The 20854-nt window shown below is 33.6% G+C and carries 18 protein-coding genes; 14 read left to right on the forward strand and 4 right to left on the reverse strand.

What is annotated here, in order from left to right:
* The first annotated feature begins 194 nt into the window (after positions 1-194).
* The 5 genes from HNP35_RS13695 (at position 195) to pgl (ending at position 5893) form a co-directional block, all read left to right on the forward strand.
* Complete coding sequence (locus HNP35_RS13695) at positions 195-530, forward strand: winged helix-turn-helix transcriptional regulator (protein ID WP_184163729.1); 336 nt, start codon at positions 195-197, stop codon at positions 528-530.
* Between the two features lie 188 nt (positions 531-718).
* The gene (locus tag HNP35_RS13700; RefSeq protein ID WP_184162954.1) at positions 719-1795 is read left to right on the forward strand and encodes a calcium:proton antiporter; all 1077 of its coding nucleotides are present in this window, start codon (positions 719-721) and stop codon (positions 1793-1795) included.
* 420 nt (positions 1796-2215) lie between these two features.
* On the forward strand, positions 2216-3625 hold the full coding sequence (gndA, locus tag HNP35_RS13705; protein WP_184162957.1) for an NADP-dependent phosphogluconate dehydrogenase: 1410 nt from the start codon (positions 2216-2218) through the stop codon (positions 3623-3625).
* Positions 3626-3654: 29 nt separating this feature from the next.
* Positions 3655-5196 carry a glucose-6-phosphate dehydrogenase gene (zwf, locus tag HNP35_RS13710; protein WP_184162961.1) on the forward strand — a complete coding sequence of 514 codons (1542 nt, stop codon included), beginning with the start codon at positions 3655-3657 and terminating at the stop codon, positions 5194-5196.
* Positions 5177-5893, forward strand: coding sequence for a 6-phosphogluconolactonase (gene pgl, locus HNP35_RS13715; protein ID WP_184162964.1), 717 nt, complete (start codon positions 5177-5179; stop codon positions 5891-5893). Before zwf ends, pgl begins: the two co-directional genes overlap by 20 nt.
* Before the next feature lie 285 nt (positions 5894-6178).
* Here pgl and HNP35_RS13720 read toward each other — a convergent pair whose 3' ends face one another.
* Positions 6179-6538, reverse strand: a complete 360-nt coding sequence (locus tag HNP35_RS13720) for a nuclear transport factor 2 family protein (protein WP_184162967.1) — start codon at positions 6536-6538, stop codon at positions 6179-6181.
* Between the two features lie 240 nt (positions 6539-6778).
* On the opposite strand from HNP35_RS13720, the gene HNP35_RS13725 reads away from it, so the two are divergent.
* The 7 genes from HNP35_RS13725 (at position 6779) to HNP35_RS13755 (ending at position 15263) form a co-directional block, all read left to right on the forward strand.
* Positions 6779-7138 carry a hypothetical protein gene (locus HNP35_RS13725; RefSeq protein WP_184162970.1) on the forward strand — a complete coding sequence of 120 codons (360 nt, stop codon included), beginning with the start codon at positions 6779-6781 and terminating at the stop codon, positions 7136-7138.
* Between the two features lie 225 nt (positions 7139-7363).
* Positions 7364-8455 (forward strand): efflux RND transporter periplasmic adaptor subunit, encoded by a 1092-nt coding sequence (locus tag HNP35_RS13730; RefSeq protein WP_184162973.1) that lies wholly within the window; start codon positions 7364-7366, stop codon positions 8453-8455.
* 50 nt (positions 8456-8505) lie between these two features.
* A complete protein-coding gene (locus HNP35_RS13735; protein WP_184162976.1) occupies positions 8506-11622 on the forward strand; it encodes an efflux RND transporter permease subunit in 3117 nt (1038 codons plus the stop codon).
* A gap of 248 nt (positions 11623-11870) precedes the next feature.
* On the forward strand, positions 11871-13355 hold the full coding sequence (locus HNP35_RS13740) for an efflux transporter outer membrane subunit (RefSeq protein ID WP_184162979.1): 1485 nt from the start codon (positions 11871-11873) through the stop codon (positions 13353-13355).
* 158 nt (positions 13356-13513) lie between these two features.
* Positions 13514-14074, forward strand: coding sequence for a Crp/Fnr family transcriptional regulator (locus tag HNP35_RS13745; RefSeq protein WP_184162982.1), 561 nt, complete (start codon positions 13514-13516; stop codon positions 14072-14074).
* A 73-nt stretch (positions 14075-14147) separates the two neighbouring features.
* Positions 14148-14474 (forward strand): DMT family transporter, encoded by a 327-nt coding sequence (locus tag HNP35_RS13750; RefSeq protein ID WP_026728926.1) that lies wholly within the window; start codon positions 14148-14150, stop codon positions 14472-14474.
* A 342-nt stretch (positions 14475-14816) separates the two neighbouring features.
* Positions 14817-15263, forward strand: a complete 447-nt coding sequence (locus tag HNP35_RS13755) for a GNAT family N-acetyltransferase (RefSeq protein ID WP_184162985.1) — start codon at positions 14817-14819, stop codon at positions 15261-15263.
* Between the two features lie 4 nt (positions 15264-15267).
* On the opposite strand, the gene HNP35_RS13760 is transcribed toward HNP35_RS13755, so the two are convergent.
* Positions 15268-16131: a LysR family transcriptional regulator gene (locus tag HNP35_RS13760; protein ID WP_184162989.1), complete on the reverse strand. Its 864-nt coding sequence runs from the start codon at positions 16129-16131 to the stop codon at positions 15268-15270.
* Between the two features lie 62 nt (positions 16132-16193).
* On the opposite strand from HNP35_RS13760, the gene HNP35_RS13765 reads away from it, so the two are divergent.
* Both HNP35_RS13765 and HNP35_RS13770 read left to right on the forward strand, forming a co-directional pair.
* Positions 16194-16712, forward strand: a complete 519-nt coding sequence (locus tag HNP35_RS13765) for a GNAT family N-acetyltransferase (protein ID WP_184162992.1) — start codon at positions 16194-16196, stop codon at positions 16710-16712.
* Between the two features lie 202 nt (positions 16713-16914).
* A complete protein-coding gene (locus tag HNP35_RS13770) occupies positions 16915-17802 on the forward strand; it encodes a DMT family transporter (protein WP_184162995.1) in 888 nt (295 codons plus the stop codon).
* Positions 17803-17899: 97 nt separating this feature from the next.
* Here the strand turns inward: HNP35_RS13770 and HNP35_RS13775 are convergent, their stop codons facing one another.
* Together HNP35_RS13775 and HNP35_RS13780 are read right to left on the reverse strand one after the other, a co-directional pair.
* Positions 17900-20176: an ATP-binding protein gene (locus HNP35_RS13775; RefSeq protein ID WP_184162998.1), complete on the reverse strand. Its 2277-nt coding sequence runs from the start codon at positions 20174-20176 to the stop codon at positions 17900-17902.
* A gap of 3 nt (positions 20177-20179) precedes the next feature.
* A complete protein-coding gene (locus HNP35_RS13780; RefSeq protein WP_184163001.1) occupies positions 20180-20776 on the reverse strand; it encodes a biliverdin-producing heme oxygenase in 597 nt (198 codons plus the stop codon).
* Positions 20777-20854 lie beyond the last annotated feature (78 nt).

The raw sequence follows: 20854 nt of genomic DNA on the forward strand, positions 1-20854 counted from the left end.
TATACCAAAAATAATTAATTCGATACCATGCAATTAGATAAATTTATTGCCACGAATTCACGAATTTATTTTTATAATCTATGTCGAAAAATGTGATTAATTACACTAATTATATTGATATTCAATCAATATAATTAGTGCGGGATACTTTGGGAAAAAATTCGAGAATTCGTGGCAAAAAAAAAATGAAAACTATGGAAAGAAATCAGAAAGAAGAAGTACAAGCGCTTCAGGACACGCTGCATGTTTTGGGCGGAAAATGGCGTTTACCGATTATCAATTCAATCTGCAACGGAAATCATCGTTTTAGAGAAATTGAACGCAGTATTCCAGGAATTACAACAAGAATGCTTTCTAGAGAACTCAAAGAAATGGAATTGAACATGCTCATTAAAAGAACGGAAGATCGTGATGCTGAAATTCAGGTCAAATACGAATCGACTCCTTATTGTAAATCTTTTGCACCAGTTATCGAAGAAATGATTAAGTGGGGAAAATCACATCGAAAAGAGATTATTAAAAAATCATAGAAGGCATTTTATTTTCATTCATAAATCATCCGTTTTTAGATTTAAAAAACAATCAAACAAGCTTAAAAAGTGCTTAAAAATTCGTTTTTAAATGGCTTTCAGCTATAAAAACCCTATCTTACATAAATATTAAAGTCGATTCTGTTGGCCCTATCGACGGTTAATTACAAATTTCTAAAAACGATCAAATGAAACAGCTTCTACAGTGGACCATCATTATTCCAATTTTATCATGGGTTCTTCTATTTAGCGGATTAATAGAAAACAGCAGTATTTTTCAAATTTGTGCAAGTATTCTTCTTATCCTTAGCGTAATGTCGGCTGTTCATCATTCTGAAATTATTGCGGAACGCGTTGGAGAACCTTATGGAACCATAATTCTGGCCATTTCTATTACTGTAATTGAAGTTTCTATAATTGTTTCTTTAATGCTTTCTGAAGGTTCAGAAGCGGCTTCTCTAGCCAGAGATACGGTTTATGCCGCCACCATGCTTATTCTAAATGGTATTATCGGATTGTGTCTTCTTATCGGAAGCATCAAACATTATGAACAAAATTTTTCTACTTCTTCTGTAAACATAGGTCTAGTTTCACTGATTTCGATTATTGTATTTACTTTAGTGTTTCCAACTTTTACTGAAAGTGTTCATGGTTCTTATTATTCAACACCTCAGTTAATATTTGCTTCTATCGCTTGTCTGGTCATTTACGGGTCTTTTTTATTTGCACAAACAAAAGGCTATCGCCAATATTTTTTGACGAACGGGACAAACGAAGACGAATCTAAAACACATCCTATTAAAATCAGCAATAAAACATTTTATACCAGTCTACTTTTTCTATTAATAAGTTTAGGAATTGTAGTTTTACTAGCCAAAACGCTCTCGCCTACTATAGAAAACATTATTATAGGTTACAATCTTCCAAAATCGTTAGTTGGGGTTATCATCGCCATTATCATTTTATTACCCGAAGCCATTGCGGCTATTATTGCAGCAAGAAAAAACAGACTCCAGACGAGTTTAAACTTAGCTTTAGGTTCTGCTCTAGCCAGTATTGGTTTAACCATTCCGAGTGTTTCGGTAGTCTGTATTTTAATGGGCATGCCAATTGTTTTGGGACTCGATATTAAATCGATTGTACTTTTGGCGTTATCTGTCTTTATTGTAATGCTTTCTTTAAGCAAAGGAAAATCAAACATAGTTTATGGTGTGGTGCTTCTAGTGAATTTGTTTGCTTATATGTTTTTGATGATTTATCCTTAATTTTTAATATACAAGTTTGTGTATAAAATATTCTCTCGCAGATTTTGTAGATCAAAAGAAATCTGCTTTATCGGCTAAATCCGTGAGAGAAGTATAAACAGTCATAACTTAACCTTTGTCAAAGTTTTGAACTTTGACAAAGATGAATGTGATTACATCAATTACAACGATATAGTTCAAAAACAGCATTATAAGTGTATTTTTAACACCTATAAAAGTATCACAATAAAGACCAAAAGTGAACTATTTTACTCCTTCTTTTTCAGCATTTTTCTCTAACTTAGCGCTCTACATTTTGAAATGTAAGATTAAAATAAACTTTGTTTTTCTGCAAAACATTGATTGAAAAAGAATTACCAAACTTTCTCTTACTTTTTGCTAGAAAAACATTTCTTCTAATAATTTAGTTAATTGAAAACTATGAACAAATTTGATTTTGGAATTGTAGGACTCGGGGTAATGGGCCGTAACTTACTTTTAAATATTGCAAGCCATAACTTCGCGGCTGCAGGTTTAGATTTAGATACAGAAAAAGTCAATTCTCTTCAGCAGGAAGCTGATGCAGACCATACTATTGAAGCGACGACAGATGTGAAGCATTTTGTAGAACTTATTCAACAGCCAAGAGCGATTATGTTATTGGTTCCTGCGGGAAAACCTGTTGATAGTGCTATTGCAAGCTTACTTCCTCATTTAGATAAAGGAGATATTATTATCGACGGTGGAAACACTTATTTTACAGATACTGACAGAAGATTTTTAGAATTATCTGAAAAAGGAATTCATTTCTTCGGAATGGGAATTTCTGGTGGTGAAAAAGGTGCTCGTTTCGGTCCTGCGATGATGCCAGGTGGCGATCAGAAAGCATACGAAAGACTTCGTCCTATTTTTGAGGCAATTGCAGCAAAAGTTGACGGAGAACCTTGTGTAGAATATTTAGGAAACGGTTCTGCTGGTAACTATGTAAAAATGGTTCATAACGGAATTGAGTACGGAATTATGCAGTTAATTTCTGAGATTTATGACCTTATGAAAAGAGGTTATAATTTGGATGATGAAACGATTCAGAAAACTTTTGCTGAATGGAATCAAACTGATGATTTAAGATCTTATTTGATTGAAATTACTGGAAACATCTTAAAACAAAAAGATGAAGACGGAACACAATTAATCAATAAAATTTCGGATTGGGCAAGATCTAAAGGTACAGGAAAATGGACTTCGCAAAACGCAATGGATTTACAAGTTCCAGTTCCAACAATCGACGCAGCAGTTAACATGCGCGATATGTCTAAAACAAAACCAGAAAGAATTGAAGCAGCTAAAAAATTAGTTTGGAATTCAAGCGAAACTAATGTTCCGCAAAGCGAAGCAATTGCAGCTTTAAAATCGGCTATGTATTTTTCTATTGTAGTGACTTACGCTCAAGGTTTAGCGCAACTTCACACTGCTTCTAAAGAATATAATTACGGATTAAATCTGGAAACTGTTGCTAAAATCTGGCGCGGCGGATGTATCATTCGTGCGACAATTTTAGAAGATTTCAGAAAAGCATATGTTACAAAAGCAGATTTGCCAAACTTACTTTTAGATGGCGGAATCGCTTCAAAATTAACAGAAAACCAAGCAGGAATGAGAGCTGTAATTCAATTTGCTGTTCAAAAAGGATTGCCTGTTTCAGGATTAATGAATTCGTTAGCATACTTTGATGCTTACCGTTCTGCTAATCTTCCGACAAATCTAATTCAAGCACAGCGTGATTATTTTGGAGCGCATACTTACGAACGTATCGATAAAGAAGGCGTTTTCCATACACAATGGGCTGAATAAACAATTAAAGCAACACAACTACAACCACAATGACTAAAAATAAACTAAAGAATCCAACAATCATTGTTATTTTTGGAGGAACCGGAGATTTGGCAAAGAGAAAACTCTTTCCCGCATTTCAAAATCTGTACCTTGACGGACGTATGTCTGAAAAGTTTCAGATTATCGCTCTTGGAAGAGCAGAAAAAAACAATGAAGATTTTCGCAGTTATGTCGCAGAAAACCTAAATCTTTTTTCAAGAAGAAAAGGAATTGATGATCCAGAAACTGAAAAGTTTCTTTCTCATATAACCTATCATAGTCTTGATATCGACAAAGAAGAATCTTATATCGGATTGAATGAGAAAATCAACAATTTTGATTTGGCCTTTGGAGAACGTGCTAATCGTCTTTTCTATCTTTCGATTACGCCTTCTTTCATTTCGACAATTTCGAGCAATATCAAGAAAATCGGATTGGCAGCAAATCCAAAACAAGATCGTATTATTATTGAAAAACCTTTTGGTTACGATAAAACTTCTGCAATTGAATTGAACGAAATGCTTTCGCAAACTTTCAAAGAAGAGCAGATTTATAGAATTGATCACTATTTAGGAAAAGAAACGGTACAGAATATTTTGGCTTTCCGCTTTGGAAACTCTATGTTCGAACCTTTGTGGAGCCGTAATTTTATTGATTTCGTACAAATTACCGTTGCAGAAGAAGTTGGCGTTGAAGAACGAGGCGGATTCTACGAAGGTGTTGGGGCATTAAAAGATATGATTCAGAACCATTTGCTTCAAATTTTATGTATGACGGCTATGGAAGCACCTGCATCTTTAAACGCAGATGATATTCGTAACCGAAAAGCAGATGTCTTAAAATCAATTCGTCGTATTAAACCAGACGAAGTAGATCATTATATTGTACGCGGTCAATATGATGCGGGAGAAATAAAAGGTGTTCCTGTTCCGGGATATCGTCAAGATAAAGGCATTGCACCAGATTCGAATACAGAAACTTACGTTGCCATGAAGATTTATCTGGACAACTGGAGATGGCAGGGAATTCCGTTCTATCTGCGTTCTGGTAAAAGAATGGAAGAAAAACAATCTTCAATCATTATTCAGTTTAAACCAGTTCCGCATTCTTCATTTTCTTATGGAAAAGAAGGTATGACTCCAAACCGTCTGATTATTAATATTCAGCCTTCAATGGACATTAAACTACAATTTATGACCAAAAAGCCAGGTTTATCAATGTCTTTAAGACCTGCTGAAATGGTTTTTGATTATTTTGCTTGTTCAACAATGTCGCCAGAAGCTTATGAAACCTTAATTGCCGATGCTTTGTTAGGAGATCCTACCCTATTTATGCGTTGGGATCAGGTAGAAGAAGCTTGGGACGCAATTGATACCATTCAGCAAGTTTGGAAAACAACTGCTCCAAAGAATTTCCCAAATTACAAAGCAGGAAGCTGGGGACCAGAAGAAGCAGACGAATTGTTAGCACGCCAAGGACATAAATGGATTCCGAATACACAAAACATTAAACAAGAAGAAGTAATTTCAAATGGTACAGATATACAATAATACAGACGAAATTAATACCGTTGCAGCAGATTTATTCGTAGAATCGGCTCAGAAAGCAATTGCTGCAAAAGGAAAATTTACAGCTGTTCTTACAGGAGGTTCTTCTCCGGCAGGAATCTATAAATTATTAGCGTCTGATGCTTACAAAAACAAAATAGACTGGAGTAAAGTTTATATTTTTTGGGGTGACGAAAGATGGGTTCCGCTAAATGATGAATTGAGTAATGCTAAAATGTCTTATTCAACTTTATTAAGCCACGTTCCTATTCCGCAAGAAAACATTTTTGAAATGTATAAAGATGGAGTTACACCAGAAGAATATGCAGCTGAATACGAAAAATCTATTAGGAATATTTTAGGAGAAGAAGGTAAATTTGACCTTATTCTATTAGGTATGGGAGATGACGGACATACGGCTTCTCTTTTTCCTGGTGAAGCTGTTTTAGAAGAACAAACGAAATGGGTTGACGCTTATTATTTAGCTCCACAAAAAATGCATCGTATCACGCTTACTGCGCCATTAATAAACAAAGCAGAAAAAATTGTAGTTGTAGCTTTTGGAGAAAAGAAAGTACACGCTCTAAAAGAAGTTACAACAGGAGAATACAATCCGACTTTATATCCGATGCAATTGATTAAGCCAGTTTCTGGAGAATTATTGTTTTTAGTAGATAAAGTAGCTGCAGGAACAAACTAAGAAATTGTTTTTCTTATTATAAAATTAAAGGTTTATGCTGAAAAGTATAAACCTTTTTTAGTTTAGCATTTTATAAGCAACAATTCATTCCGTAGGAATGTTTCGTCGGTAGAAATATGTTAGAATTACGATTAATGCGTTCCTACGAAACGCTTGATTAATGTATAATTTGCGTAAAAAACAGGTGTCCCTACAGGACACAAATGCTAAACAATCCTTTTTTTTCTACCGACCAGATATTCCTACGGAATATTAATTTTAATAGATTAAAATTATTATTTCTCACTAATTCTCCACCAATTCAATATCCATCGTTTTAATCAAACCATTTTCAAAAGTATAAACGTGTTTTACAAATCCGTCAAACATTAAATTTCCTTGAAGATCTTTCACATTTTGGTGCACTTTTACTTCCAAGCTTCCGTTTTCCCTTTCATCAAAACCAACAGGTTCTACTTTCGGATTAATTTCGCTCCATTGTCTTGTCCAATAGCTTCTGATTTCGTCGTGGCCGATAATATAACCACCTTCCCAAGCTTTTGACCATTGTACATCCTCTTGCATAGTTGATAAACAGTTGTCGATATTTCTTTCATTAAAAGCATTATACGCTTTTTCTATTACGTGTTCGAATTTTACTGACATATTGTGTTGTTTTCAATTAGTTTTATAAAAGTAAGATAGAAATTGTAACTTTTTAATATAAATCCCAATAAAAATTAAAACCTTAAAAATCAACTTCGATTATTAATAAATCTTAAAATCTCATTGGTTTTAGAAAAATTTTAAGAAACCTTCCTTTTCAAATTACTATATTTGGCGCACTATAAACAATTATAAGCCCTCTTTTTAAGGAATAAAATTATATAATCTGCTGAGCTGTAAATGAAACCTGTAAAGTTCATATATGTTATTTTACTTTCACTGCTTTCTTTTTTTAGAGGGACAGAGACGTATCAGCCGATTTATAGTGCCACTAGCTGTATTACTCTTGACAGCGTTACAGCAGACGATGTACTTAGTTTTTCTTCAGACTTTTCTACCTCTAAAACAATTGATCTTCATTGTATTGTAAAAAAGAAAATAAAAGGAAGAGCGACTGCTTCGGAACAAAGTACAATTAAAGCTCCCTATTTTAGTAATTTAATAAACTTCAAGCTTTACAAAAAAAGCTTAATATATGGTATAGCTTCAATATACCAGGTTCAAAGGCATACTTATCTGCATTTGTACCAACTTTTCTAGCCTTTACACTTTCGTTGTTTTTATGTAATTCAGAAGTTTCTGAACAATTCCTCATATACATTCACCTAGTATTTTGAGAAAATTATTTATATAAAAATATTCCCAAAAACGGTACTTCAAGCGAAGTATTCGAACACATTTTTATTTCTAAAATCCAAATTCTTACTTCCTTTTACTTTGTATCAGGGAGAAAATCTATTTATTCAAAAATTTAAAAACCTAATGATGAGCATTTATAAAAATCCATTCCTTTTATGCACTTTGGCTTTATTTGTTTTAGTCTCGTGCGGAGATAAATCTAAAAAGAATTCTGACAACATAAAAACAGTTCCTGTTTATAAAGTTACCTTAAAAGACACCATAGTTTCGAGCAAATTTGTTGCCGATGTACACGCTAAAAACAATGTAGAAATTCACGTTCGTATTCCTGGTTTATTAGACAAAGTATACGTAAGTGAAGGACAAAAAGTAAAAAAAGGGCAAATCCTTTTTAAAATAAGTGACGTAGAACTTCAGATTCAATTATTGAAAGCTGAAGCTGTTTACAAAAGCGCTAAAGCCGATCTAAGAATTGCTACTGTAGAATTAGAACAAGCACAAACTCTTTTTAATAAAAAAGTAATTGCAGACAAAGAATTAGAATTATCTAAAGCAAAATACGAAGCCGCTTCCGCGAAAGTTGCACATGCTGTTGCAGAGAAAAAAGCAATCGATCAGCAAATTAGTTTTACCACAATCCGTGCGCCATTTGATGGAACAATTGACCGTATTCCGTTTAAAGAAGGAAGTTTAATAGAAAATGGTTCATTATTAACAACTGTTTCTCAATTAGATGACGTTTATGCATATTTCTCAATTCCAGAGAATACTTATTTCCAAATGATGGAAGATAAGACCTTAAACACACAAGGCGACATCAAATTAATATTACCAAACGGACTAGTTTATGACCAAAAAGGCGAATTAAGAACCGCCGACGGAGAAATCGACAGAGAAACTGGTTCTATTCAATACAAAGCAAAATTTCACAATCCGCAAGGTTTTATCAAACATGGAACTTCTGGAAAATTAATTATTTCAGAACCAAAAACCAATGCGATTTTAATTCCGCAAAAAGCAGTTTTTTCTATTCAGGACAAACAATATGTATTTGTGGTACAAAAAGATGGAGTAGTTAAAATGACAAATGTTACAATTGAAACCACTCTTGATGATGTTTATATTCTAAATGAAGGTCTAAAAAGAGACGACCTAATTGTAGAAGAAGGCACACAGTCATTGAGAGACGGCGATAAAATCAACATCAAACAAATGTAGTTTATCGACTTGTAAAACAGTTATTTAATTATTGATCTAAAAAAAATAAAATGATAGAGTTATTTATCAGAAGGAAAATATTGTCGTTAATTATCTCGGTAATGATTGTCCTTTTGGGATTGCTGGCGTTGTTTCAGCTTCCCATTACCCAATTCCCAGATATTGTACCACCGTCTGTAACCGTTACAGCAAAATATACAGGAGCAAATGCAGAGGTTTCAGCCAATGCCGTTGCCCTTCCGCTCGAAAGAGCCATAAATGGAGTTCCTGGAATGACGTATATGTCTACCGTAACTTCTAATGATGGTTTGACTTTAATTCAGGTTTTCTTTGAAGTAGGAACCGATCCCGATTTGGCGGCAGTAAACGTTCAGAACAGGGTTACTACAATTTTGGACGAACTTCCAGAAGAGGTAATTCGTGCTGGAGTTACAACCGAAAAAGAGGTAAATAGTATGTTGATGTATTTGAACATCACAAGTACCGACAAAACTCAAGATGAGCAATTTATCTTCAACTTTACGGATATTAATATTCTTCAGGAATTAAAACGTATTGACGGAGTTGGACGTGCCGAAATCATGGGGCAAAAAGAATATTCGATGCGTGTCTGGTTAGATCCAGAAAAAATGCTTTCGTATAATATTTCGGCTAATGAAGTGATTAATTCGCTTCAAAAACAAAACATTTCGGCAGCACCAGGTAAAGTTGGTGAAGGTTCGGGACAAATGAACAATCAGCTGCAATATGTAATTAAATACGGCGGAAAATTCTTCGAACCTAAACAATATGAAGAAATTGCTTTAAGAGCCAATGCTGACGGAACAATTTTAAGATTAAAAGACATTTCTAAAATCGAATTTGGTGCAATGAGTTACGGAATGGTTTCTAAAACCGACGGAAAACCTTCTGCATCAATCATGCTAAAACAGCGTCCAGGTTCTAACGCTTCGGAAGTAATTGCCAGCGTAAAAGAAAAAATGGCAGAATTGAAAGGTTCTTCTTTTCCTCCAGGAATGGAATTTAATATTGCGTATGACGTTTCTCGTTTTCTTGATGCTTCTATACATGAGGTTTTAAGAACTTTGGTTGAAGCCTTTCTTTTAGTAGCGTTTGTAGTTTTCCTTTTTCTTCAAGATTGGAGATCGACTTTGATTCCCGTATTAGCTGTTCCTGTCGCACTTATTGGTTCGTTTACTTTTATGTCGATGATGGGATTCTCGATTAACTTATTGACGCTTTTCGCTTTAGTCCTTTCGATCGGAATTGTAGTCGATAACGCAATTGTAGTTGTAGAAGCCGTCCACGTAAAAATTTCCGAAGAGCATATGTCACCAATGGAGGCAACAATCAGCGCCATGAAAGAAATTACAGGTGCCGTTATTGCAATTACGATTGTAATGGCTGCCGTATTTATTCCAGTTGCTTTCTTGAGCGGCCCAGTTGGAGTTTTCTATAGACAGTTTTCTTTAACTATGGCAATTAGTATTGTAATTTCTGGTATTAATGCCCTTACCCTTACTCCTGCGCTTTGTGCCATTATGCTGAAAGCTCACGATCCGAATAAAGAAAAGAAATCGCTTTTAGACCGTTTCTTCCATAGATTCAATAATTGGTTTGATAATATTACTTCGAAATACATTAAAGTATTAGTAAAATTTGCTGATCGTAATACCGTTACGGTTGGAATATTAGTGCTTTTCTGCGTATTAACTTGGGGAACAACTCGCTTTTTAGCATCTGGATTTATTCCGACAGAAGATCAAGGAATGGTTTACGTAAGTGTAACTACTCCACAAGGAGCAACTGTAGAACGTACTGAAAAAGCTTTGGACGAAGTAACCAGAATTGCGCAAGGTATAAAAGGTGTAGATAACGTTACGACTCTTGCAGGATATAGTATTGTTACTGAAATTGCTGGTGCATCTTACGGAATGGGAATGATTAACTTAAAAGATTGGAGCGAACGTGATGTTTCGGTAACTGAATTTATGGCAGAACTTACCGAAAAAACTAAAAACATTACCGATGCTCAAATTGAAATTTTTGCTCCCCCAACTGTTCCTGGTTTTGGTAATACAAGTGGTTTTGAACTTCGTTTGCTAGATAAATCTGGAGGAAGTATCGCAAACACCGATAAAGTTACCAAAGAATTTATTAAAGAATTAAATGCTTCGCCAGAAATCCAGAACTCTTTTTCTAGTTTTGATGCTACTTTCCCTCAATATTTAGTTCATATTGATTATGATTTGGCAGCAAAAAAAGGAATTTCTGTAGACAATGCCATGTCGACTTTACAAACGATGTTGGGTTCTTTTTACGCAACCAATTTTATTCGTTTTTCTCAAATGTATAAAGTTATGGTTCAAGCAAGTCCACAATTTCGTCAAAATCCTGAAAGCATTTTGGATATGTATTTGAAGAATGACAAAGGCGAAATGGTTCCGTTTTCTACTTTCGTAAAATTAGAAAGAGTTTATGGTCCTGAAGTTTTAACGCGTTACAATATGTATATGTCGGCCATGATCAACGGTGAACCTGCTGAAGGTTATAGCTCTGGAGATGCGATTGCAGCTGTAGAAAGAATCGCTGCCGAAAAATTGCCTAGCCGTTTTGAAGTAGAATGGTCTGGTATGACTCGTGAGGAAATTTTATCAGGAAATCAGACAATCTACATTTTTGCGCTTTGTATACTATTTGTATACTTATTATTAGCAGCACAATACGAAAGTTTGTTGCTTCCATTCCCAGTATTATTAAGTCTTCCTGTTGGAGTTTTTGGTTCTTACATTGCTCTTGTAATGGTTGGATTGGACAATAATATTTACGCTCAAGTGGCACTCGTCATGCTGATTGGTTTGCTCGCCAAAAATGCCATTCTAATTGTAGAATTTGCGATGGCACAAAACAAACTCGGACGTGATATCGTCGAAGCGGCGATTGAAGGCGCAAGACTTCGTTTCCGTCCTATTTTGATGACTTCTTTTGCTTTTATTTCAGGATTAATTCCGTTGTGTATTGCTTCTGGTGCGGGTGCAATTGGTAACCGTTCTATCGGAACAGCTGCTGCGGGTGGAATGTTAATCGGAACTGTGTTTGGTCTTTTAATCATTCCAGGACTTTACATACTGTTTGCGAAATTAGAAAAACGAATGAGCAAATCTTAATAAGTAAATTTTTAAACACATAGAATCATAGGATTTGGAAAGCGTGGAAAGGTGTTTCACTTAGCTTTAATAAACATAGCTGTATGGTAATAACCAAATCCTAAAGTTGAAACTTTAGGCTATGTTCATAAGACTATGTGTTAGAAACTAGTTTCTTTCTATTTCCTTTTCCAAAAAAAAGAAAAAATCTATGTCTCTATGTGTTAAAATAAAAATTTAGACAAAGGATTGAACAAATAAATAAAACAATGAAAGAGATATTAAATCAATATAAAAATAATGATGTTATAAGGACAACTAAAAGTGCCGTTCTAATAACCGGAATTTTACTTTTAACAGCTTGTTCTGCACCAAAAGTCAGTACAAAATTAGACGCAGCAAAACTTCCTGAAAATTTTGATGCACAAAGAAAAGAAGCTACAAATGATGCTTTTATTCCATTAAAAACAGAAACATTTTTTAAAGATCCTAAATTAGAAGAGTTACTCAAAAAAGCAATTGCCAAAAATCCTGATTATCTAATAATGCAGGAAAGAATTTTAATTGCCAATTCGCATTTAAAGGTCGCAAAACTAGCACTTCTTCCCTCATTAGACTTAGTTGCAGATGCTTCTGGAACACATTACGGAAAATATACAATGGATGGAGTTGGTAATTATGATACTAATTTTTCTCAGAATATTACCGAAAAACAAAGAATCAACGAAGACTTAACTCCTAATCTATTTTTAGGAGGAAAAGTTTCGTGGGAAGCTGATATTTGGGGCAAACTAAGCAATCGTAAAAAAGCTGCACAACAAAGATATTTTGCATCTCAACAAGGAATGCGCTTATTGCAAACGCGCCTTTTAGGCGATGTTGCCGATTTGTATTTTAAACTGATTGCTTTAGACAAACAAGCTACTATTTACGATGACAACTTAAAAACACAAGAAAGAGCACTTGATATTGTTTCGGCACAAAGATCTGTTGGAAAAGCTACAGAATTAGCTGTACAGCAGTTTAATGCACAAAACAGTAACATTCATGCAGAAGCTTCAGAATTGAAATTAAGCATTGATCAGACAGAGAAAGCACTATTAACTCTTTTGGGAGAATATGGCGGAAAAATCGACAGAAGCAGTGATTTCTTGGCGGGCCACTTAGATGTTTTAAATCAAAAAATAAGTGTCGATTCTATTATTCATAAAAGACCTGACGTGTCAGAAGCTTATTTCGAATTATTGGCAAGTAATGCTGATGCAAAATCGGCTCGTGCTGCCTTTTTTCCAACTTTAAATTTAGGCGGTTATGCAGGTTTTAATTCGTTCTCTTTCAACACTTTCTTTGATGCTGGCTCATTTGCATGGCAGATATTGGGAGGTTTAAGTGCTCCTGTTTTCAATAAAGGGCAAATAAAACAGGAATTTTATGTTTCGAACAGAAAACAAGAAATCTCATTTCTTCAATATCAAAATAGCGTAACAACGGCATTTAACGAATTGAGTGCATTATTGCGAAGAAATGAAGCCTATGAAGATGTTTTGAAATACAAACTAAACGAAATCGATCATCTTGAAATTGCCGTAAACGTTTCTAATGATTTGTATTTGAGCGGTTACGCCAATTACTTGGAAATCATTAGCGCACAACAAAACAAACTACAGGCAGAACTTGATTTTGTAGACATTCAATTGCGAAATGCAAACTCGCAAGTACTGCTGTACAAAGCTTTAGGCGGAGGAATTAATTAATGTTTTTATATATTGGTCAAAAATTGCCTCTGTTTTATAGCTCATCGCAGAGGTAATTTTAAATCCCATTTCTATTCTGAAATGGGATTTTTTTATAAAAATAATCCTCGTTTACCGTTAACTTTTTACCTTTATTCTATAATACTAAAATTCCATTGATGGATATTTCCAAAATTCTTGATCTCATATACCAAATTCCGGAGCAGTCAAAATTGACGATTCAAAATAATGTCAATGAAATTGCTTTCCCGAAAGGGCATATTTTATTAAAAGCCAACAAAATAGAATCTAATATTTATTTTATAAAAAAAGGTTTAGTAAGAGCTTTTATCGAAAGAGATAATGAAGTGACATTTTGGTTTGGAAAAGAAGGCGAAACCGTGATTTCTATGAAAAGTTATGTCGAAGATCAGCCTGGTTATGAAAACATCGAACTTCTGGAAGATTGCGAATTGTACGAACTCAAAACCGAAAATCTTAGAAAGCTTTTCAGCGAAGATGTTCACATTGCAAACTGGGGAAGAAAATTTGCCGAAAAAGAATTGATTAAAACCGAAGAACGACTGATTTCTAAACAATTCAAAAATGCTTCAGAACGTTATTTGGAATTAATGAAAGATCATCCCGAGCTTATTAAAAGAGTACAATTAGGCCATATTGCTTCTTATTTAGGAATCACACAAGTTAGTTTAAGCAGAATTCGTGCAGAATTAAAATAATTTCATTTTTTATCATTTGTTAAATTTTTTCCGAATTCGATAAAAGAACTTTGCACCTTAAATTTTTAACTATATGAACTGGATTATTTTAATCATTGCCGGCTTATTTGAAGTAGCCTTTGCCTCTTGTCTTGGAAAAGCAAAAGCAACCACTGGAACTGAAATGTATTATTGGTATATTGGATTCTTTATTTCTTTAACTGTTAGTATGCTTTTATTGATGAAAGCCACAGAAACACTTCCTTTAGGAACAGCTTATGCAGTTTGGACAGGAATTGGAGCTGTTGGAACAGTTTTAGTCGGAATCTTTGTTTTTAAAGAACCTGCAGCATTTTGGAGATTGTTTTTCTTAGCTACTTTGGTCGGTTCTATTGTTGGTTTAAAGGCGGTTTCGCACTAAAAATATATTTTACGATTATATTCAACTTTGTCAAAGTTCAAAACTTTGACAAAGTTTTTTTGTTTTAAAGCCATATATAACCCCCAATCTTGTCATTCCGAGGAACGAGGAATCACACGCGGGATTCGACAAAGATTGGCGAAATTCGATGCGTAGTTTCTAGTGTGATTCCTCGTTCCTCGGAATGACAAACTCTACGTGAACTTTGTCAAAGTTTAAAACTTTGACAAAGTTAATCTCCAAAATGATTAATGCGTTTTCAGCATCACATGATAAAAAAATAGCATTTTACATCATTATTCCCTGCTTTATCTTTGTCAAAAATTAAAGCTTAAAATTAGAATGACATTTAGCCATACCATTAAATCTTTTGAAGAATTAACCAATCACGAATTATATAACTTGCTTCAATTAAGAAGTGACGTTTTTGTAGTTGAACAAAACTGTCCGTATTTAGATTTGGATAATAAAGACCAAAAAGGTTTTCATTTATCATTTTATGTAGATAACGAATTAGCTGGTGTAACACGTTTACTTCCTGCTGGAGTGTCTTACAATGAAATCTCAATAGGAAGAGTTGTAATTGCAAGAACAAATCGCGGATTGGGTTTAGGAGTAAAACTAATGGAAGCTTCAATTGCAGGCTGCGAAGAAAAATTTGGAAAAGCTCCAATTAGAATCAGTGCACAATATCATTTATCAAAATTTTATCAATCACTTGGATTTGTTGAGCAAGGAGAAGTTTATGATGAAGATGGAATTCCGCATATTGGAATGTTACGGGCATAAAAAGTTACGGAACGATTAATTTTAAAACATTAGCCAAAACCGGATTATGATCTTCTGTTCGCCAATTGATATACAAATCGGTTTCTAAAGGAAGCTTAATAAATCGGATTCCAGGAATTTCATGAAAAAGATAAGAATCGGGTAAAATTGCAATTCCGAGTCCTTTTCGAACCAAAGCAATAATGGCCGAACCAAATTCAGAATGAAGATAAACTTCTGGTGCATTTTCTAAAGAATTGAATAAACGCTGAATCAAATCGCTGTAGCTGCTGCCTTCATCGTTTGTCGGCAATATGAATTTCTGAGAAGCAAGTGTTTCTTTAGTTAAATCCTCAGGAGTTTGATAAGGATGATCTTCGGGAACAACAATTGCCAAATGATCTGTATAGATTTTTTGAGATTCAATATCTTTTGCCGTATTGATATCTCTTGTAATAGCCAAATCGATTTTATAATTGCGAAGGAAATCTTGCTGATTTTCATAAATAACTTGAACCAATTTGACTTTAAGTTTTGGAAAAGCATCAGAAATACGAGATAAAATCTCAGGCATAATTGAAGCTGAAATAGAATCTGGATGAGAAATGGTTATAGTTCCGCTCTCTCCTAACTGAATCTGACGGGCAGATTGATGAATAAACTCTAGTTTGTTCAATTCGACCTCCCATTTTTCTTTTAGAAATTGACCAGCGGCTGTAAGTTTGACATTACGTTTGTTTCGTTCAAACAACTGAACACCAAGCTGATTCTCTAAAGATTGAATCTGACGACTCAATGCTGATTGCGTAATATTCATTTTTCCGGCTGTATTCCAGAAATGAAGTTCGCGAGATAACGCTAAAAAATATTTAATTTGTTGTAAATCCATTGATGCAATTTACGCATTTATTAAGAACAAAAAACACATTTTAACGCATTAAAAAAACATAAATGAGTACAGTAGAAATATATAAAGCAACAATTGATGATGTAAAAAAACTGCAATCTATAGGTAGACAAACGTTTTTTGAAACATTTGCAGATGAAAATAGCCAAGAAAATATAAATAAATATCTGAATGAAAGTTTTGCTGATGAAAAATTATTAGCAGAATTGAATAATCCAAATTCCTATTTCTATTTAGCTGTTTCAGAAAATAATGTTATTGGTTATTTGAAACTAAATACAGCAAATGCTCAAACCGAAAAACAAGCTGATGATGCTCTTGAGATTCAACGTATTTATGTTTCAAAAGAATTTCACGGCAAAAAAGTGGCTCAAACACTTTACGCTCAAGCAGAACAAATGGCCAAAGAAATAAAAGCATCTTATATGTGGCTTGGCGTTTGGGAAAAGAATTTTAGAGCTGTAAGTTTTTATACTAAAAATGGTTTCGTGAAATTTGATACACACATCTTCAGATTTGGAGATGAAGAACAAATCGATTTATTGATGAAAAAAGTTTTATAAATTCATAAAAAAAACAATTATTAAACACATAGAAACATAGAATTTAAAAGCTCAGACAAGGCATTTCACTTGTTTAAATAAACATAGTTGGCTATGTGTTAGAAACTAGTTTCTTTTATCTTCTTTTTCATTTATATAAATTCTATGTTTCTATGTGTTTACCATTTTTTAAAATTTTAAAAAGTAACAACTACTTCAACAAATGAAAAAAAGACAATTTTTATTGCTTTTACTAATAATTGGTACCGCTTTCTGGGGAATTTCCTATTCGGTTACCAAAATGGCAATTGGAAACAGTTCGCCAAACATTTTTCTATTTTATCGCTTCTTTTTAGCTGTAATTGTACTGAGTATCGTTTTTTGGAAATACGTGAAAGATATGAATCTAGATGCTATTAAAACTGGTTTTATATTGGCTGTCCCAATGTTTTTGGGTATTCAATTACAGACTGTTGCGCTTAAATATACAACTGCTTCTCAATGTTCTTTTATTGCTGGTTTGACCGTGATTATTATTCCGTTAATGAAATTAGCTGTTTATAAAACTAGTACGCCTTTAAAAATCTGGATTGCTGCTCTCACTGCTTTAACTGGCTTGTTTATTATTGCTGTGCAAGATAAATTCGTTGTAAACTTAGGTGATTTATTTACCATTGCAGGCGCATTTGCTTTTGCCGTTTATTTAATTGCTGTAGAAAAACATTCGGCTTCAAAAAATCTTTTGTACTCAATTGTTCCGATGTTCTCGTTTTGTGCTTTGTTTACATTTTGTCTCGCATTTACAGATCCGCACGCAGAATGGTTTCCAAAAAGTGATACATTCTGGCAAGGTGTTATTTATTGCGCCTTATTTTCTACCGCTTTTATGTACACCGTTTCTAATATTTCACAGCGTTATTTATCGGCAGAACGTGTTGCTGTAATTTATCTTTTTGAACCTGTCTTTGGCGCAATCGGAGCTTTTTTTATTTTAGGGGAAAATCTATCGTGGCGATTGCTTTTGGGTGGGGCTTTGATCTTTTCGGCAACAATTATTTCAGAAGTTAATTTTAAAAAGCCTAAATTGAAAGTTGTAGCTAATAAAAAGTAGTTGCTTTAAGATTGTTTTTTATGTTTCACGCAGATTATGCAGATTTTTATCTAGTAGAATCTGCATAATCTGCGTGAAACATAAAAAATTTCTCTATTTATATCGGCAAAAGCGTATCTGCTGGATCACAAGGGAAATAAAGTATAATATCGGTTCCTTCACCTGGTTTTCCTTCTGCATAAATATCGCCTCCAACTGTCTGCATAATTTTTTTGCATAATGCAAGTCCTATACCTGATCCTGTATAATGTTCCTGTGTATGAAGTCTTGTAAAAATCTTAAAAATAGATTCGTTATATTCTGATTCAAAACCAATTCCATTATCCGAAAAACGAACCCAATGACAATGCACTTTAAATAAATGATGCATCATTACAGCTTCTTGAGAAGCCGTAATCGTAATCTTTGGCGTTCTGTCTGGAGAAGCGTATTTTAATGAATTCTGAATAATATTAAGAAACAACTGTTTCATTAAAAAACCTATTCCATGAACTTCTGGAAGTTTTTCAGATTCAATTATTGCTTTATTTTCTAGAATTACTTCGCTCATTTCTTTGAGAGTAGCTTCTAAAATTTCATTCAAATCTACTTCTTGAAAAGTTTCTCTGTTATTTTTTATTCGCGTGTATTTTAGAATATCTTCTAATAAACCGCTCATTCTGTAAGCAGATTTAGAAACTTTTTCTAACGAATTTGAAATCGATTCTGTCGAAATAACATTTATTTCTGACAACATTTTTGAAGTAATCAATTGGATTTTTCGCAAAGGTTCCTGCAAATCATGTGTACTAATCCAGTTGATGTTTTCAAGCTCCGAATTGGTTTCTTTTAAAATTTCGCTTTGATTACGATATTTCTCTTCCTCTTCGCTTAACATAATCAAAATAAGCTGATTGTGTAAAGCATGTGCGTATTGAACCGCAGCGTTAATTTCGTACTGTTTCCAAGTACTGCTTTGGTTTTTAACAATCTGTTTCCAGATATTAAATGAATTTCTTGGATGAAGTCCGTTGCTGTCTTTTACAATACTTTTTTCTGGATCTCCTCCCCAGTTAATTTCAGTTACCGTTTCAGGTCTAAACCAAATAATATGGTCGTTGTTACCAAGCGAATGATACATTATTCCCGCAAAGTTTGAATCTTGGGCTATTTCAGGAAAATGATCAATTAATTTGTTTGTTGTAAAAACTTCACCAATTTCTTTAGCAATAATCTCTTCAATTAAAGCTGTAATATCTTCATCAGAAGGTGTTAAGCCTCTTTTGTAGATTTTATTTCTTGAAATAATAGAAACTCCCGCAGCATTACATATTTCTAGTAATTGAGGTGCTTTTAAAATTGTCTCTAAAGATTCCTGCAAAATAGGAAGTTCAAGACTTGTTAATTGTTCTAACGCTAAAGTTGTTTTTTGAGCGCTGATATTTTCATCATTAGATTGTCTTAAATCAATTTGAGAAGTTATAAACTGCCCTTGTAGTTTGGCTGCTAATCTAAGTTCTGGAGAAAGATTTTTTTCTGAATAATGATGACACGCAATTAATCCCCACAAACGATCGTGGTGAATTAATGAAATTGTCAAAGTAGCGCCAACACCCATATTTTGCAAATATTCTACGTGAATTGGTGAAGTGCTTCTTAAAATAGAAAGACTTAAATCCAGATTTTTTCCTTCTTTATCATCAACTGTATAAATCGGAACAGGCTCATAATTAATATCAACAATTAATCGAAGCTGATTTTTAATATATAATTCTCTCGCCTGTGCAGGAATATCAGTATGCGGATAATGTAATCCTAAAAATGGTTCTAAATCTTCTCGGCAATCTTCGGCAAAAACTTCTCCGTTATATTGTTCATCAAAACGATAAATCATTACACGATCATAGCCTGTAATTTCGCGTGTTCCTTGCGCCACTAATGCGCACAAATCTTTAAGCGAAGTAGTTTTATTCATCTGACTTACAAACTGAATAGTTTGTTTGTAAGCATCTGCTAATTTTTCTCTATCGACAAATAATAATTCGGCTTCAAGAACATAAATACCGTCACTTTTATGAATATTGATTTGAAATAATCTACCCAGTAATTCTATCTCCAAAGGAAAAGCATCTCTAAATTCATCTCCATTTGTATAAGCTAAAATTTCATCCTGAGCTTCAGAACCAAAAACTGCTGAAAAATCTTTGCCCAACATCTGAGTGTGAGAAATACCAAAATACGTGGCAACATTTTCTGTACAGAAATCTATTTTCCATTGCATTGTTATACCAAGTAAAAAACCATGAGGCTGAATTTTACCTGGAATATGTATTGGTTCATGCTCGCAATTGCTTAAATTTACAATATCGCGATTGACTATATCTCTAATCTTCATTTTCTACTTTCGGTCAAAATGCTTGTAAATACTATCAAAAGCAAAAATTGCTCCTTCTATAATTTCCTCTCCATTATTATGTTCTTGTTCGTATTCAGCTAGAAAATTCAAAAAAGATTTCCAAAAACTTCCTGTTTTATCTCCGTAACCATTAAAGTAAGATACACCTTTTTCTCCTGAAAGTTTAGGTAATTTCGAAACGTTTTTTAGAATAAATCTTCCGCCAAGTGTAGAACCTTCTACAACATAAAGAATTCCTAATGCAAAAGCTTCTGAAATTCCTTCTGTTTGGAATACTTTTTCTGTATTTGATTTATTTGAATTTAAAAACAAAAGATCATTCTCTATCAGATGTTTCTTTCTTCTTTGTTCTAAATCATCAATCGAATTTGAGAAAAAAGGAAAAATAAATCCTTCCGTATCATTATGAACGTCGTGCATTAAACTTAGATAATAAGTATAATCTTCAACCTTCATGTTGGGTGACATGATAGACATTGAAACTGGAAGTTCTTCTAATTTCTTATGATAATCAGATGTTTGCGTTTTTAAATCATTAAGAAAGTTGGAAGCTATAGTAGAAGTTGGATTTGTACTCATTTTTGAATTTTTTCTTTATTTATGAGAGTCTATTGAAAACCGCTCTTTCACAAATTTAAACAAAAAAAAGTAATAGTA

The organism is Flavobacterium notoginsengisoli, from assembly GCF_014207905.1.
Lineage (GTDB): Bacteria > Bacteroidota > Bacteroidia > Flavobacteriales > Flavobacteriaceae > Flavobacterium > Flavobacterium notoginsengisoli_A.

What these genes read in the sequence shown, in the direction of transcription:
- HNP35_RS13695 (WP_184163729.1), top strand. Translation starts at nt 195, where the DNA reads ATGGAAAGAAATCAGAAAGAAGAAGTACAAGCGCTTCAGGACACGCTG.
- HNP35_RS13700 (WP_184162954.1), top strand. Translation starts at nt 719, where the DNA reads ATGAAACAGCTTCTACAGTGGACCATCATTATTCCAATTTTATCATGG.
- gndA (WP_184162957.1), top strand. Translation starts at nt 2,216, where the DNA reads ATGAACAAATTTGATTTTGGAATTGTAGGACTCGGGGTAATGGGCCGT.
- zwf (WP_184162961.1), top strand. Translation starts at nt 3,655, where the DNA reads ATGACTAAAAATAAACTAAAGAATCCAACAATCATTGTTATTTTTGGA.
- pgl (WP_184162964.1), top strand. Translation starts at nt 5,177, where the DNA reads ATGGTACAGATATACAATAATACAGACGAAATTAATACCGTTGCAGCA.
- HNP35_RS13720 (WP_184162967.1), bottom strand. Translation starts at nt 6,538, where the DNA reads ATGTCAGTAAAATTCGAACACGTAATAGAAAAAGCGTATAATGCTTTT.
- HNP35_RS13725 (WP_184162970.1), top strand. Translation starts at nt 6,779, where the DNA reads ATGAAACCTGTAAAGTTCATATATGTTATTTTACTTTCACTGCTTTCT.
- HNP35_RS13730 (WP_184162973.1), top strand. Translation starts at nt 7,364, where the DNA reads ATGAGCATTTATAAAAATCCATTCCTTTTATGCACTTTGGCTTTATTT.
- HNP35_RS13735 (WP_184162976.1), top strand. Translation starts at nt 8,506, where the DNA reads ATGATAGAGTTATTTATCAGAAGGAAAATATTGTCGTTAATTATCTCG.
- HNP35_RS13740 (WP_184162979.1), top strand. Translation starts at nt 11,871, where the DNA reads ATGAAAGAGATATTAAATCAATATAAAAATAATGATGTTATAAGGACA.
- HNP35_RS13745 (WP_184162982.1), top strand. Translation starts at nt 13,514, where the DNA reads ATGGATATTTCCAAAATTCTTGATCTCATATACCAAATTCCGGAGCAG.
- HNP35_RS13750 (WP_026728926.1), top strand. Translation starts at nt 14,148, where the DNA reads ATGAACTGGATTATTTTAATCATTGCCGGCTTATTTGAAGTAGCCTTT.
- HNP35_RS13755 (WP_184162985.1), top strand. Translation starts at nt 14,817, where the DNA reads ATGACATTTAGCCATACCATTAAATCTTTTGAAGAATTAACCAATCAC.
- HNP35_RS13760 (WP_184162989.1), bottom strand. Translation starts at nt 16,131, where the DNA reads ATGGATTTACAACAAATTAAATATTTTTTAGCGTTATCTCGCGAACTT.
- HNP35_RS13765 (WP_184162992.1), top strand. Translation starts at nt 16,194, where the DNA reads ATGAGTACAGTAGAAATATATAAAGCAACAATTGATGATGTAAAAAAA.
- HNP35_RS13770 (WP_184162995.1), top strand. Translation starts at nt 16,915, where the DNA reads ATGAAAAAAAGACAATTTTTATTGCTTTTACTAATAATTGGTACCGCT.
- HNP35_RS13775 (WP_184162998.1), bottom strand. Translation starts at nt 20,176, where the DNA reads ATGAAGATTAGAGATATAGTCAATCGCGATATTGTAAATTTAAGCAAT.
- HNP35_RS13780 (WP_184163001.1), bottom strand. Translation starts at nt 20,776, where the DNA reads ATGAGTACAAATCCAACTTCTACTATAGCTTCCAACTTTCTTAATGAT.